This window comes from Streptomyces sp. KR55 (assembly GCF_052245645.1).
Lineage (GTDB): Bacteria > Actinomycetota > Actinomycetes > Streptomycetales > Streptomycetaceae > Streptomyces > Streptomyces flavusporus.
Map to the genome: position 1 here is coordinate 1 of NZ_JBQQCE010000273.1, position 12,906 is coordinate 12,906.

Below are 12,906 nucleotides of genomic sequence, written 5' to 3' on the forward strand. Positions count from 1 at the left end.
CCACGCCTCGGCACGTGGCCTACCGGAGAGTTCCCACACACCTTGAATGCCCAATTTGGACCATGGCCATGTGGACGGGAATCCGGCTCTCGGCGGGGCCGAGCCGATGGAGGCGCTCAAGGTGGCGCCGACAGCCCCGGACTGCGGTGGCGTGGCTGCCGCCGCGGGAGCTCTGGCCGGCCATTCAAGACATCCGATGGGAGCACGATCCGCAGGTACGCCGCTGGCCACCGCATGTGAACCTGCTGTTCGGCTTCGTACCGGAGGAGGAGTTCCCGCGGGCCATGCCTCTGCTCTCCGCCGTCGCGGCACAGAGCACCACATTCACGGCGCGCCTGGCCGGTGTGCGGTACTTCCGGCACCGGCACTCCGCGACGGTGTGGCTCGATCCGGCCGCGGCAGACCCGGCACCATGGGCCCGCCTCCACCGAGAGCTGCAGCAGCGTTTCCCCCTCTGTCTCGGGCGCGGCCGCTTCACCCCACATCTGTCCCTCGGCTGCACCCAGGACCCCAAACGCCTGGCGACCGAGTGTGCCGCCCGGCTCGGCACGCTGTCGGCATTGGTCGAGGAGGTGGCTGTGCTCTCCCGTCGCGGCGAGGACCCCATGCAGCCCCGCGCCGTGATCACACTGGGCACGGGCGAGGTCCGCCAACCTTGAAGTGCTCTCCCGGCTGAAGCCGGGAGATTCCCTCCTGCCTCACGGTGGCGGGTTTGACGCGGGGGCCTTCTGGCTCGGTGTGGATTGCGACATCTACGCCGTACGACAGAAAGGCCCTCGTGCCCCACCGTAATGCACCCCTGACCAAGCCCTGCCCACAGCAAAGCGAAACGCAAACGCTCTGGTGAGTCGTCACCGTTCCCGGGCGTCGTGGTCACAGGTGCTCGATGCATGTGGCTCGCCTGCGTCGTCGGTACCCGTGATGAGGCCCCCACCGTCCGGCCGTTGACGCGGGCAGTAGACAGGTGGCGGACGGCCTCCCCCTTCCGGCGCCGAACGACTCTCGGCAGTTCGAGCTCTTGAGTGCCCTGGATGCTTACCGGTCGGCGCGGCAGGCCCTGCTGGGAACGCTGGGACTCGACGAGTCCAACCGCGATCCCCTGGCCGAGTTCGCCGAGCACCTCGTCGCGGCCCTCTGGGGGAGGTCGGCTCGCTGGATCCCGGGTGCAGGCGGACTACGGCAATCCGCTCGGTGTGCCTGTCGTATCCGTCGGCCCGCCGATCGTCTTCTTGGTAGCAGGGCCGCCCGGTCCTGCGCAGGAGCCAGAGAAGGGAGACGAGCCCATGTCACCGACAACCGCCCCGAAGCCCATTCCCGACGCGTACCGCAGGGTCACCCCGTGCCTGATCGTCCAGGGCGCGGCCAAGGCGCTCGAGTTCTACGGCGAGGTGTTCGGAGCGACCGAGCGGATGAGGTTCCCGGGGCCGGGAGAGACCATCGTGCACGCCGAGATCGAGATCGGGGACTCGGTCGTCATCGTCGAGGACCCCTCGCCGTACACAGGGACCGAGGCGCCGCCCGCCGGCGGTCTGCCCGGCAGCCCCGCGTTCCTGTTCGTCTACGTCGAGGACGTCGACGCGGTCGTCGCACGCGCCGTGGAGCTGGGGGCGACGCTCAAGCGGGCGCCCGAGGATCAGTTCTACGGCGACCGGGACGGATCCGTCGTGGACCCGTACGGGCACTGGTGGACCGTGGCCACGCATGTGGAGGACGTGGCGCCGGAGGAGATGAAGCGGCGGATGGCCGCCATGCTGGAACAGGGAGGCGCCTGATGAAGTACGTGCTGTTGTTCGTCGAGACCGAGGAGTTCGCCGGGGAGTTGCAGGCGATGGGCCCGGTCGAGCGCGCACGGGCGTTCGAGCGGGTCCACGAGTGGTTCGCCGCGCACGCCGGCAAGATCACGGGCGGTCAGAAGCTGCGAGACCCGGAGACGGCGACGACCGTCCGGCTGGAGGGCGGGGAGCCGGTCGTGGTCGACGGGCCGTTCGTCGAGGGCAAGGAGGTCGTCAGCGGATACGCCGAGATCGAGGTGGCCGACCTCGATGAGGCGCTGCGCATGGTGCGCACCTGGCCCGGCTGCCCGGTGGTCGAGATCCGCCCCGTAGAGACCGGCCCGCTGGAGTGAGAGCCACGTGACGGCGCCGTCGCACGGAGCGGCCGAGTCACACGACCGGCTGGCCCACGTGGTCCGGGAGCACGCGGGTCGGCTGGCCGCCTCGCTGATCGAGGTGACCGGCGACTTCTCCGCCGCGGAGGACCTGGTGCAGGACGCCGTGCTGGTGGCGCTGAAGCACTGGCCGGTGGACGGGATCCCGGAGCGGCCCGACGCCTGGCTGTTCACGGTGGCCCGGCGGCGCGGCCTCGACCTGCTGCGGCGCCAGGAGAACTACCGGCGCAAGCTGGCGCAGCTGCAGTGGCCGCCGGACCAGGGCGAGGCATCGGAGCCGGACGAGCGGCTGCGACTGGTCTTCACCTGCTGCCATCCGGCACTGACCCAGGAGGCGCAGATCGCCCTCACCCTGCGGGTGGTGTGCGGTCTGACCACCGCGCAGATCGCCCGCGCCTTCCTGGTACGGGAGTCCACCGTCGCCCAGCGCATCACCCGCGCCAAGCAGAAGATCACCAAGGCGGGGATCCCGTACCGCGTTCCCGACGACGAGGAGCTGGGCGACCGCCTCTCCCAGGTCCTCGCCGTGATCTACCTGCTGTTCAACGAGGGCTACCTCTCCACCGCCGAGCAGGCGCAGTCACACGACCTCGCCGACGACGCCGAATGGCTGGCCGCCCTGCTGCACCGGCTGATGCCGACCGAGCCCGAGGTGGCCGGGCTGCTGGCGTTGATCCGGCTGCACCGCGCCCGTACGGCCGCCCGCTTCACCCCCGAGGGCACGCTGGTACGGCTGCAGGACCAGGACCGCTCCCTGTGGGACCACGAGGCGATCGCGGCGGCCACGGACCTGCTGACGCGCGCCATCAGGCGGCAACACCCGGGCCCGTACCAGCTCCAGGCCGCCATCGTGGCCTGCCATGCGGAGGCCGCACGCTGGGAGGACACCGACTGGGAGCAGATCGTGCTGCTGTACGACATGCTGCTGCACCTCGCCCCCTCCCCGGTCACCCGTCTGCACCGGGCCGTCGCCCTCCGCTACACACAGGGGCCGCACGCCGCGCTGGCAGAGGTGGACGACCTCGCCACGGAGCTCAACCGCTACTACCTGTTCCACGCCACCCGCGCTGACCTGCTACGGACGCTGGACCGCCCCGACCAGGCCCGCGCCGCGGACCGCCTCGCGCTCGAACTGACCGCCAACCCCGCCGAACGCGCCCTGCTCCAGGAACGCGCCGCCTCCTGAGCGAAATCCGAGACGACCCGACGGGCCGGCGCCGCGGCAGACCGTACGATGAGCGCGTGGCCAGCACTACCGCAGCACCTCGCCGCCCCGCCGGGCGGCTTTTCGCGCTGCTGGTGATGGCGGTCCTGACCGGTCTGCTGGGCATGCATGGCCTGGGCCCCGCCGGAGCTCTGTCACCGCGCACGGGCGCCGGCCACGACATGGTGATGGCCATGGCTGCCGACATCCCGCATGCGAGCGCGGGATGCTCGCACACGGACGGCGGGTCGGATCACCTTGATCACGCGGACAGGACGTGCGCGGCGGCCGGTATCGGCTCCCCCTACGCGCCGCCCGCGCTGACCACCGCCCTGATGGACGCGCCTCTTACTCCTGCCTCGGTGGAGCCGGCTGCGACGTGGGCCGAGACCGGCCGGGCGCCGCCGGACCTTTCCGAGCTGCAACTTCTTCGGATATAGAGCGGCCCGCACGGCACCCTCTGCCCGGATGTTCCCGGTGACTGGTGCCGCGCTTTCGCACGCCCTCATCCCATGAACACCCGCGCCCGGTTGGTGCGCGGGGAAGGAGTTGTACCACCATGAACAGCAAGCGTCCCCTCGTCCGCCGTACCGCCGCCGTGGCTGCCGCAGGTGCGGCAGCGCTCGTGCTGGCCGCCTGCGGCGGAAACAGCGACAGCTCGGCCGGACACGACGGCCACGCCACGAAGTCCCCGTCCGCCTCCTCGGCGCCGGCCTCGCAGGGGCAGCACAACGTGGCCGACGTCGCCTTCGCCCAGGGCATGATCCCCCACCACCGCCAGGCCGTTGAGATGGCCGACCTCGCGCCCTCCCGGGCCGAGTCGGCAGAGGTGAAGAAGCTCGCCGAGGACATCAAGAAGGCCCAGGATCCGGAGATCAAGACGATGTCCGGCTGGCTGGCCTCCTGGGGCGAGGAGGTGCCCGCCGGGGGCGCCATGGGCCACTCCGCGCACGGCACGAGCGGCATGATGACGACCGAGGAGATGGACCAGCTCAAGAACTCCTCGGGCAAGGCGTTCGACACCGCCTTCATGGAGATGATGATCAAGCACCACGAAGGCGCGGTCGCGATGGCCAGGACCGAGCAGGCCGACGGCGCCTACGAGCCCGCCAAGAAGACGGCCGGAGCGATCATCACCTCTCAGACCGCCGAGATCACCCAGATGAACAAGCTGCTCGGCAAGAACTGACCGGACCACCCCGGACAGGGGCAGGGCGCCACAGGTGCCCTGCCCCCGCCCCGGCATACCCACCCGCCGTCCGCTCCTCACCGACAGCTTGAACCCGCACGTGATCACCCCTGCCCGCATAATCCGGCGTCCCGGCCGCGCCGCCGCCCTCCTGGCGGCAGCCGCCGCCTGCTCCACCCCCGACTTCGCAAGGACACCAGCGCCACGGATCCGGGGACCGGCCACCTGCACGGCCCGGGCGTCGACCCAGCCGACAACACCCTCTACGCCGCCGGTCACCTCGGCGTCTACCGCCTCAGCAACGGCCAGGGCAGTGCGCGTGGCCGACCGCTACCAGGACACCATGGGCTTCACCGTCACCGGCCCGTCCACCCTTCTGACCGGCGGCCACCCCTCGCCGACCGACACCAACGCCCGCTCACCGCACCTGGGCCTGACCCGCAGCGCGGACGCCGGCCGGACCTGGACCACGCTCTGCGCCGAGGGCACTACGAGTCCACCGACGCCGACCGCAGCCGGACCGTCCTGCACCGCCCGCCCTCCGCCGCCGAACACCACTGGTGGAATACCCCCAGGGGGTATATCGTTCTGGAAGTGGGCTCCGGAAACGGGCCACGCTGGACGGGAATGGGGAAAACGTCATGGACCACAGTGCTCACCACACCGGAACTGCACATGACCACGCCGCCCGCGAGGGCAACCACGGTCACGCCCACCATGATGGACACACGGCCGGGGCGTCCTGGTCGACGGCGGCGAAGGCGACGCTGCACTGCCTGACCGGCTGTGCCATAGGTGAGATCCTCGGCATGGTCATCGGCACCGCCCTGATGTGGGGCAACGTCCAGACCATGGTCCTGGCAATCGCGCTCGCGTTCGTCTTCGGCTACTCGTTCACGCTGTTCGCGGTCCGCCGGGCCGGCCTGGACTTCAAGACCGCGATCAAGGTGGCGCTCGCCGCCGACACCGTCTCGATCGCCGTGATGGAGCTGGTCGACAACACCATCATCGCCCTCACCCCCGGCGCGATGGACGCACACCTCTCGGACGGGCTGTTCTGGTCGGCCCTCCTGGGCGGGTTCGCGGTCGCGTTCCTGATCACCACCCCGGTCAACAAGTGGATGATCGGCCGCGGCAAGGGCCACGCCGTCGTCCACGCCTACCACTGACCGCCCACGTCCCACGTGCTTCAAGGGGCGAGGCGGCCCACTCCGGGCAGGCCCACCTGCCCGTGGCCGCCGGGCCCTGGCCGCCGCCGGGCACGTCAGAGGCCGCAGCCACCGGTGACTGCGGCCTCTCCCGCGCTGAGCTCTTCGTCGAAAGCTGTCGGTATCACGCTCCGCCGCCAGGCTCGGGTACCGGTTTGCCCGGCGGCGTAAAGGCGGCGAGCAGCGTGGCCGCGATGTGGCCGGCGGCCCGGTCGGAGGTGAGACGGCCGGCGCGGATCTCCTCCGCCACGCTGTGCATGACCGCGGCTACAGTGCGGCGGACCAGGCGCCTCGCGACAGGGTCGTCGCCCGTCCAGCGTGACGGTGACCCGGGCCCCCTACAGGGGCAGTTCGCCCTCCCGGTTGAGCCGGTTCCGGACCCGTTGCAGTTCCCGCCACAGACGGCGGGGGCCGATCCGGGCTGATCCCGAAGACACGCCCAGGCAACCGGTGCAGTGCCGCGAACGCACGCTGACATGCCTCCCGGGTTCGACGAGGTGCCGCACCTGTCCGGCGTGGTCATCATGGTCATCCAGGGCCCCGTCCGACCATCAGGAGCGTTGGGCGGGAGGGAAGGTGATGACAATGGAGCTGTTCCCGCCGATCCCGCTCGCCGAGTGGCGTGACACCAAAGACACGCTCCATCGCTTCGCGCAGATCGTCGGAAAGGTCCGCCTCGCCGCCAGCGTCCGGCGTAATCACTGGTGGAATGTCCCGTTCCACCTCACGGGGCGCGGCATCACCACTCGCCCGATGGGACAGGTCGACGGCAATCCGATCTTCACGATGGACTTCGACTTCGTCGGACATCAGCTGGCTGTTTCGACTCTGGACGGCCGGGAGATCTCCCTCCCGCTCATCGGCCAGTCCGTGGCGTCCTTCCACGACGCGGTCATGGGCTCGCTGGCCGCGCTGGGCGTCCGGGTGCAGCTCGACGTACCCAGACCCTTCGACCTGCCCGACGCCGGCCGGCCGTTCGCCGAGGACACCGAGCACGCGACCTACGATCCCCCGCAGGCCAACCGCTACTGGCGGGTCCTCAGCCAGGTGGCGTCAGTACTGGAGGAATTCGCCGCAGGGTATTCGGGGAAGGTCAGCCCGGTGCACCATTTCTGGCACACCTTCGACATCGCCCACAGCCGGTTCTCCGGGCGTCACATCGAGCAGCCTCAGCAGATCGACCCGGTGACCCGGGAGGCGTACTCCCGGGAGGTGATCAGCTTCGGCTTCTGGTTCGGGGACGACACCTTCCCCGAGCCCACGTTCTACTCCTACACCGCTCCGGAGCCCGCGCACCTGGCCGAGGAGCCGCTCCGGCCCGCGGCGGCACGCTGGATTGCCCGGGGCAACAGCCACTTGGCCGTGCTGCGGTACGACGAGGTCCGTACCGAGGCCGACCCGCGTGCTGCCGTACTCGCCTTCTACGAGAGCGCGTACCGGGCCGGCGCAGGGCGCGCCGGCTGGGAGATCGAGCGAATGGCATGCCCTGGCGGGGTGACGGACCCGCAGCCGTGGGCCCACGGGCCCGGTGCCGCGTCCGGCTGAGGCCCACACGCCGCCGCGGCCCGGCCGGCGGCGTGGTAACCGCGGCGGCACCGCCCCGGTCAGGTGTCCGTGCGCGCCAGCACGCCCTGGAGCAGCCCCGTCGCCTGGCCCACCTCGATGAGGTAGCCGTCCGGATCGCGCATGTAGCAGCGCAGCTCCGCACGACGATCGATGGGCGGCGTGAGGAACTCCGCTCCCTTCGCGACGGCCTCGGCGTGGAAGCGGTGAATGTCGGCCACCCGCACATTCAGAAAGCTGGAGACGATGTGGGGATCCTCCGGCGGGCGCAGCACGACATCCGGCTTGTCGTCGGTGGGCCCGCCGCCCGGGTTCATGATGATCCAGCTGTTGGCGACCTTGATGATGCAGGGATTCTCGTCCAGCACCACCGTTCCCCCCAACACGTCGGCGTAGAACGCCCGGGAGCGCGGCACGTCGGAGACGGTGAAAAAGTGCGTGAGCACCAGACCCTCGGCCGGCGCAGGAAGATCGTCCGGGTTCATTCGCCGCTCCCGCTCTGGTTCGGTGGCCAGGCGGGTCGTGCGGCGGACCGGAGCCACGCCAGGCCGCCACTCGTCGCACCCACCCACTTCGCCGAGGTGTAGTCGGGCATACAAGCGAGCCTAGGGTCTGACCGACCGAACGGCACCCGCACGCCGACCTGGCCTCCTTCCCGCGCCCCGGATTGAGACGCATCGGCCCGAGCCAAGACCCCATCGTCGGCGTTCCGTGGCATGCGGCGAGCCAGGGAAGGGTTGGGCCAAGTACGACACTCAGGCAGGCCACCTCAAGTGCGCAGAGGCCAAGGTCGTGTGCCGTGACCGCCTGATGGCCTTCACCAAGGCCATCAGGCAGGCGTCCCCTGGCTCCCTGGAAGTCGCCGATCGCTGGCACCTCCTCCAAAACTCTCGACGGCCATGGAGAAGACGTGCCGTCGACACCGCGCATGCCTGCGCCGCCCTGCCACCACGGAAGCAGGACCGCCTCAGAGCACCCCAGCGACTCCTCTCCTGGATTGCGTGCGCCAACGCCACAGGGACGTCAACGAATTGGCCGCCACCGGGCTGTCCCTCAGCGCCATCGGCCGCCGCCTGCAACTGGACCGCAAGACGGTACAGCGCTACCGGCGCAGCGACCTTGAAGACCTCCTCGCCTCGGCACGGGACCGGGGTGCAGATGTCCTCGACCCGTTCGCTGACTACGTGCAACACCGCTTCAAGGGCGGCTGTACGAGTTCCATGCAGCTCTACCGTGAGCTGCGCGCGCTCGGCTACACCGGCGGCTACCACGTCGTGAACCGCTACGTGAGCACCATCAGGAAGGGCGTAGTGATCCCCGCCCAAGCGGTGACGCCCAGCCCTCGCACCATCACCTCATGGATCATGCGCCCGCCGGAGACACTCCGCCCCTCGGATACCGCACAGCTGGAAACCGCACGGAACGCCTGTCCGGAGATCGCCGCCGCCACCGACCTCGCATGGGAGTTCACAGCCATGGTCAACTGACCTTGAGGTTCCTGCGCAGCAAGCGCGCCCAGGCCCACCGCGCCGCCGCTATGGGCAGTGTGGACCTGGGCATGCCCACACTGCCCCGGCAGCCCACGGGCCCAAAGGCAAGTAAGAGGGCGTTCAGTAAGAGGATCACCGGCGGGCAGGCCCTCCACCCGGACCTTGGATTCAGGAGTTGCGTACGGCTACCAGGCCGGATTGGTAGGCGAGGACTACGAGCTGAGCGCGGTCACGGGCGTGGAGCTTGGCCATGGCCCGGTTGATGTGGGTTTTCGCGGTCATCGGGCTGATCACCATGCGGTCGGCGATCTGGTCGTTGGACAAGCCCTGGGCGACCAGGGCGACGGCCTCGCGTTCGCGGTTGGTCAGCTCTTCCAGCCCCGTGCCGGCACTGGTGTTGAGCGGCTGGGTGACGTACCTGTTGATGAGCTTGCGGGTGATCGAGGGTGCGAGCAGGGCGTCCCCGCGCGCGGCGACGCGTACGGCGTGCAGGAAGTCTTCCGGCACGATGTCCTTGACGAGGAATCCGGCAGCACCGGCGTGCAGCGCGTTGAAGACGTATTCGTCCAAGCCGTAGTTGGTCAGGATGACGACGTGCACCCCGGCCAGGGTCGGGTCCGCGGCGATGCGACGGGTCGCCTCGATGCCGTCGATGACCGGCATCTGGATGTCCATGAGCGCGATGTCGGGCAGATGTTCCTTCGTGAGCGCCAGGCCCTCCTTCCCGTCGGCGGCCTCGGCCACCACCTCGATGTCGTCTTCGAGGTCGAGAAGCGCGCGAAATCCGCTGCGAATGAGCGGCTGGTCGTCGACCAGCAGGACACGGATCATGACGTCTGATCCACGGGGAGTTCAGCCTGGACGGTGAAGCCGCCCTCGCCGCGTGGCTCGGCGCGCAGCCGACCGCCAAGGGCGGTGACTCGTTCGCGCATGCCGAGCAGCCCGACGCCGGGCGTCGGGGCGGTGCCCGACGCTGCCTTGCCGTCGTCATCGATGCGTACCGCGAGGGCGTCCGGACGGTAGTCGATCCGGACCGACGCCGTGCCGGCGTCCGCGTGACGGGCGACGTTGGTGAGCGACTCCTGAACGATCCGGTAGACGGTCCGGCCCACCGCGGCCGGCACGTCATGTCGTAGTCCCTCGATCGTCAGCCTCGCGTCCAGGCCGATGGCACGGGCCCGTTTCACCAGTTCCGGGACGTCGTCGAGCCCACGCGGCGGGGTCGTGTCGTCATCGCGCAGCGCCTCCAGGGTCGCGCGCAGTTCCCGGGCCGCCTCACGTCCGGCCTCCTGGATCGCCAGCAGGGCCTCCGGCACCTGTTCGCCACGCCTGCGGGCCACGTGGACGGCGACTTCGGCCTGCACCTTGATGATCGAGATCTGGTGGGTGAGCGAATCGTGCAACTCCCGCGCGATGCGCAACCGCTCCTCGTCGGCGCGGCGCCGCGCGGCCTCCTCCCGAGTACGCTCGGCCTCGTCCGCCCGCCGCTCGGCCTGCCGCAGCGCTTCACCCGCGGCACCGGCCGCGATCAGCCAGGCCAGCTCGAGGGCGCCTCTAGCCTGTGCGAACGCCTCGCCCGTGTCGTGCAGACCCGAGGCCAGGGCCGCGAGAGGGAGAGCGGCCAGCATGGCCACGCTCGCCGCCACCGTGACGGTGCGATGTCCCGCCCGCACGGCGGCGTACACCGCGAACAGATACGCAACGGCAGGCACATCGAAACCGGCCGCCTGGTAACCCACTGCGCACAGCCCGGTGACGGCCAGGACGGGAACCGGAGCCCGGCGGCGTGCGGCCAGCACCAGGCCGCCGGCCGCCAGCAGCGCGTAGCCGAGCAGGTCGAGGTTTGTGGCGGAATGCTGCCCGGACAGCCCGGTGACCAGCAGCGCCGCCGCCACGCCGCCGGCGATCGTCCAGTTTCTGACACCGGCCCGGACACCGAACCGTCCTATGCTCATGCGCGCACCCTAGCCGGATGCTGCCGCGGGCGAGTCCCGCTCGCGGACGAGCGGCCACCTACCGCACACGCGGTACCTTCGCGGCTCCTGCAGCGTCCGCGGTAGCTGGATGCGGCATCGGCGGCAGGGCGAATTGCCTGCGTCTGCGGGACGACCGGCGTGGGTCCGGCGGACATGATCAGGCGACGTCCAGTTGCAGGAAGAGAAGGAGCACCTTGATGTCCGTTCGTCGTCTGCTTGCTGCCGCCACGGCCGCCCTGCTCGGAGGTGTCGGGCTTGCCGCACCGGCGGCCGCGCACGCCTCGGTCCAGCCGGTCGCCGCCAGTTTCTACGACTTCAGCCTCGGGCGACTCGGGGCCACCACGGGCGCGCTGGTGGGGCTGGCCGGCGTGGTCATCGCCTGGCTGGCGCTGGCCCGCCCCGCCGGTCGTCTCGGCACTGCCAACGGGTCACTCGGGGCCATGGGGGCCATGGGGGCGGGGCTGATCAGCGTGGCCCTCGGTGGGCTGGTCGCGGCCACCGCCGACGGTGGTCTCGGCACCGGCAACGGGCTTGGCGGGGCCTACGTGGCCATGCTCGTGGGGCTGATCGGCATGGCCCTCGGTGGGCTGGCTCTGGCCCGCTCCCGCCGCACCGGCTGACCGAGAATACGAGCGCGCGTTCGGGTCTGCCTTACGCTGACCGCCCCACCAAGTTCCAGCGCGCCGTACGCGCCCGCCCAGCCTCATGCCCGGGTAGGAGCCCTCAGCCGCAGACTCAAGGCACCGGCCTCTGCCACCATCGGCTCGCGGAGATCCTCGCATTCTTCGAGTTCGTCGAGAGCGAGTTCCAGGCGTTACCTGAGCGGTGGCGGATGCATCGAGAGGAGTTGTTTCGACGAAGGCTGAGGCCCTTGGGAAGGGGACGGATCTCCTCCACCGGCGCGGACCGTCCCCTGTCGCGGACCCAGCCCGCGCTCGTACAATCCGATACCGGATACGTCCAACTCCCGTGCCGGACAGGGGAATTCGTGGCCGATGGCAACGCCGGAGCCGTGCCGGGCGGCGGTTCGGGAGGCGACCCGCAGCAGCTCGCGCTACGCGCCGAGGTCGAGTTCCTCCCCGAGGCATTCGACATCAAGGGCCGGGAGCAGAAGGAAGCCACCGCGACACTGATGGGACGGACCAGCTACGAGGCGTTCAGCCCGGTGTGGCCCGACATGGAAGACTTCGCCGACTACAAGGTGATGCCGAAGTACGTCGTCTCCACCATCCTCACCGAGGACAACCTGGCGTCGGACTGGGGCGAGACGACGATCCTGCGTTCGCTCGACGACGTCGCCGCGTTGAAGGAGACCGAGGGCGGGCCGATCATCGTCCACGGCAGCGCCTGCCTGAACCAGGCCCTTTCGGACGCCGGCCTGATCGACCGTTACCACCTTCTCGTCTTCCCGCTCCTGCTCGGAGCGGGCAAGCGGCTCTTCAGCGCCATGGACAAGGACACCCAGAAGCTGAAGCTCGTCGAGCACGAGGTCTACGCCAACGGTCTGCAGAAGAACGTCTTCGACGTCGTCCGCTGACAAGTCTCCCGCACTCGCCCTGCCGTCGCGTCGCTGAACGTGGCACTCGTCGCAAGCACCTGCTCGGCGGGCGTTGGATCACCGCGCGGACCAGAGCCCGCGATGTGGAGTCCGGCCAGGTAGATGGTCGCGGTCTCTTCGTGGCGGGTGGCGATGCCGCGCCACTGCTTCACCACTGCTTCAAGCGATTGACGCACCGCTCGACCGTGTTGCGCTGCTTGTATGCCTCACGGTCGAAAGCAAGTGGCCGGCCGCCACGGCTGCCTCGACGCAGTCGGTGGCCCCGCTGATCCGCAGGGACAGGGATCACCGCGCGGATACCGCGCCCTTACGCAGGTGCACGCGGATGGAGCGCGACGCGTACGCCTGGCCGGCCAAGACCATGTCTGGCCGGGTTGGGCAAGCAGTGACGGGGCAGACCGCATCGTGCGGCCTGCCCCGTCGCCTACACCACGGGTGTCAGCTGCCGGCTGCCCTACCGACGGTGGTGCTCGCCATGGTGGTGGTCGCCGCCGTGGTGGTGACGGCCTGTGCGGTCGCCGCCATGGTGGTGACGGTCGCGGTCGTCGCCC

Annotated in this window: 15 protein-coding genes and 1 pseudogene; 11 read left to right on the forward strand and 5 right to left on the reverse strand. The window is 70.0% G+C overall.

Annotation, left to right across the window (positions count from 1 at the left end; genetic code table 11):
* Positions 1-146 precede the first annotated feature (146 nt).
* The 7 genes from ACTWQJ_RS32230 to ACTWQJ_RS32260 all read left to right on the forward strand — a co-directional run bounded on the left by ACTWQJ_RS32230 (position 147) and on the right by ACTWQJ_RS32260 (position 5,729).
* Entirely contained in the window at positions 147-659 is a 513-nt protein-coding gene (locus ACTWQJ_RS32230; protein ID WP_443310044.1) for a 2'-5' RNA ligase family protein, read from the forward strand.
* Positions 660-1,283: 624 nt separating this feature from the next.
* A complete protein-coding gene (locus ACTWQJ_RS32235; protein ID WP_443310045.1) occupies positions 1,284-1,772 on the forward strand; it encodes a VOC family protein in 489 nt (162 codons plus the stop codon).
* Positions 1,772-2,125 (forward strand): YciI family protein, encoded by a 354-nt coding sequence (locus tag ACTWQJ_RS32240; RefSeq protein WP_443310046.1) that lies wholly within the window; start codon positions 1,772-1,774, stop codon positions 2,123-2,125. The genes ACTWQJ_RS32235 and ACTWQJ_RS32240 overlap by 1 nt, the downstream gene beginning before the upstream one ends.
* A gap of 7 nt (positions 2,126-2,132) precedes the next feature.
* The gene (locus ACTWQJ_RS32245; protein WP_443310047.1) at positions 2,133-3,353 is read left to right on the forward strand and encodes an RNA polymerase sigma factor; all 1,221 of its coding nucleotides are present in this window, start codon (positions 2,133-2,135) and stop codon (positions 3,351-3,353) included.
* Between the two features lie 56 nt (positions 3,354-3,409).
* The gene (locus tag ACTWQJ_RS32250) at positions 3,410-3,811 is read left to right on the forward strand and encodes a DUF6153 family protein (protein WP_443310048.1); all 402 of its coding nucleotides are present in this window, start codon (positions 3,410-3,412) and stop codon (positions 3,809-3,811) included.
* A 119-nt stretch (positions 3,812-3,930) separates the two neighbouring features.
* Positions 3,931-4,560 (forward strand): DUF305 domain-containing protein, encoded by a 630-nt coding sequence (locus tag ACTWQJ_RS32255; protein WP_443310049.1) that lies wholly within the window; start codon positions 3,931-3,933, stop codon positions 4,558-4,560.
* 641 nt (positions 4,561-5,201) lie between these two features.
* Positions 5,202-5,729, forward strand: coding sequence for a DUF4396 domain-containing protein (locus ACTWQJ_RS32260; RefSeq protein WP_443310050.1), 528 nt, complete (start codon positions 5,202-5,204; stop codon positions 5,727-5,729).
* A gap of 163 nt (positions 5,730-5,892) precedes the next feature.
* On the opposite strand, the gene ACTWQJ_RS32265 is transcribed toward ACTWQJ_RS32260, so the two are convergent.
* Positions 5,893-6,027: a hypothetical protein gene (locus tag ACTWQJ_RS32265; RefSeq protein ID WP_443310051.1), complete on the reverse strand. Its 135-nt coding sequence runs from the start codon at positions 6,025-6,027 to the stop codon at positions 5,893-5,895.
* A 326-nt stretch (positions 6,028-6,353) separates the two neighbouring features.
* On the opposite strand from ACTWQJ_RS32265, the gene ACTWQJ_RS32270 reads away from it, so the two are divergent.
* A complete protein-coding gene (locus ACTWQJ_RS32270) occupies positions 6,354-7,313 on the forward strand; it encodes a DUF5996 family protein (RefSeq protein ID WP_443310052.1) in 960 nt (319 codons plus the stop codon).
* Positions 7,314-7,372: 59 nt separating this feature from the next.
* Here ACTWQJ_RS32270 and ACTWQJ_RS32275 read toward each other — a convergent pair whose 3' ends face one another.
* Positions 7,373-7,816 (reverse strand): VOC family protein, encoded by a 444-nt coding sequence (locus ACTWQJ_RS32275; RefSeq protein WP_443310053.1) that lies wholly within the window; start codon positions 7,814-7,816, stop codon positions 7,373-7,375.
* Between the two features lie 516 nt (positions 7,817-8,332).
* Here ACTWQJ_RS32275 and ACTWQJ_RS32280 point away from each other — a divergent pair.
* Positions 8,333-8,818, forward strand: a complete 486-nt coding sequence (locus ACTWQJ_RS32280) for a hypothetical protein (protein WP_443310054.1) — start codon at positions 8,333-8,335, stop codon at positions 8,816-8,818.
* Between the two features lie 171 nt (positions 8,819-8,989).
* Here the strand turns inward: ACTWQJ_RS32280 and ACTWQJ_RS32285 are convergent, their stop codons facing one another.
* The gene (locus ACTWQJ_RS32285) at positions 8,990-9,652 is read right to left on the reverse strand and encodes a response regulator (protein WP_443310055.1); all 663 of its coding nucleotides are present in this window, start codon (positions 9,650-9,652) and stop codon (positions 8,990-8,992) included.
* Entirely contained in the window at positions 9,649-10,776 is a 1,128-nt protein-coding gene (locus tag ACTWQJ_RS32290; RefSeq protein WP_443310056.1) for a sensor histidine kinase, read from the reverse strand. Before ACTWQJ_RS32290 ends, ACTWQJ_RS32285 begins: the two co-directional genes overlap by 4 nt.
* A gap of 218 nt (positions 10,777-10,994) precedes the next feature.
* Between ACTWQJ_RS32290 and ACTWQJ_RS32295 the strand changes: the two genes are divergently transcribed.
* Complete coding sequence (locus tag ACTWQJ_RS32295) at positions 10,995-11,417, forward strand: DUF6223 family protein (RefSeq protein ID WP_443310057.1); 423 nt, start codon at positions 10,995-10,997, stop codon at positions 11,415-11,417.
* A 392-nt stretch (positions 11,418-11,809) separates the two neighbouring features.
* Complete coding sequence (locus tag ACTWQJ_RS32300) at positions 11,810-12,334, forward strand: dihydrofolate reductase family protein (protein WP_443310058.1); 525 nt, start codon at positions 11,810-11,812, stop codon at positions 12,332-12,334.
* Positions 12,335-12,432: 98 nt separating this feature from the next.
* On the opposite strand, the pseudogene ACTWQJ_RS32305 reads toward ACTWQJ_RS32300, so the two are convergent.
* Positions 12,433-12,727, reverse strand: a pseudogene (locus tag ACTWQJ_RS32305) (IS5/IS1182 family transposase); the annotation flags it as partial.
* Between the last annotated feature and the right edge of the window lie 179 nt (positions 12,728-12,906).

Coding starts and splice junctions, on each gene's coding strand:
- ACTWQJ_RS32235 (WP_443310045.1), top strand. CDS start 1,284: ATGTCACCGACAACCGCCCCGAAGCCCATTCCCGACGCGTACCGCAGG.
- ACTWQJ_RS32240 (WP_443310046.1), top strand. CDS start 1,772: ATGAAGTACGTGCTGTTGTTCGTCGAGACCGAGGAGTTCGCCGGGGAG.
- ACTWQJ_RS32255 (WP_443310049.1), top strand. CDS start 3,931: ATGAACAGCAAGCGTCCCCTCGTCCGCCGTACCGCCGCCGTGGCTGCC.
- ACTWQJ_RS32260 (WP_443310050.1), top strand. CDS start 5,202: ATGGACCACAGTGCTCACCACACCGGAACTGCACATGACCACGCCGCC.
- ACTWQJ_RS32265 (WP_443310051.1), bottom strand. CDS start 6,027: ATGCACAGCGTGGCGGAGGAGATCCGCGCCGGCCGTCTCACCTCCGAC.
- ACTWQJ_RS32270 (WP_443310052.1), top strand. CDS start 6,354: ATGGAGCTGTTCCCGCCGATCCCGCTCGCCGAGTGGCGTGACACCAAA.
- ACTWQJ_RS32275 (WP_443310053.1), bottom strand. CDS start 7,816: ATGAACCCGGACGATCTTCCTGCGCCGGCCGAGGGTCTGGTGCTCACG.
- ACTWQJ_RS32285 (WP_443310055.1), bottom strand. CDS start 9,652: ATGATCCGTGTCCTGCTGGTCGACGACCAGCCGCTCATTCGCAGCGGA.
- ACTWQJ_RS32290 (WP_443310056.1), bottom strand. CDS start 10,776: ATGAGCATAGGACGGTTCGGTGTCCGGGCCGGTGTCAGAAACTGGACG.
- ACTWQJ_RS32295 (WP_443310057.1), top strand. CDS start 10,995: ATGTCCGTTCGTCGTCTGCTTGCTGCCGCCACGGCCGCCCTGCTCGGA.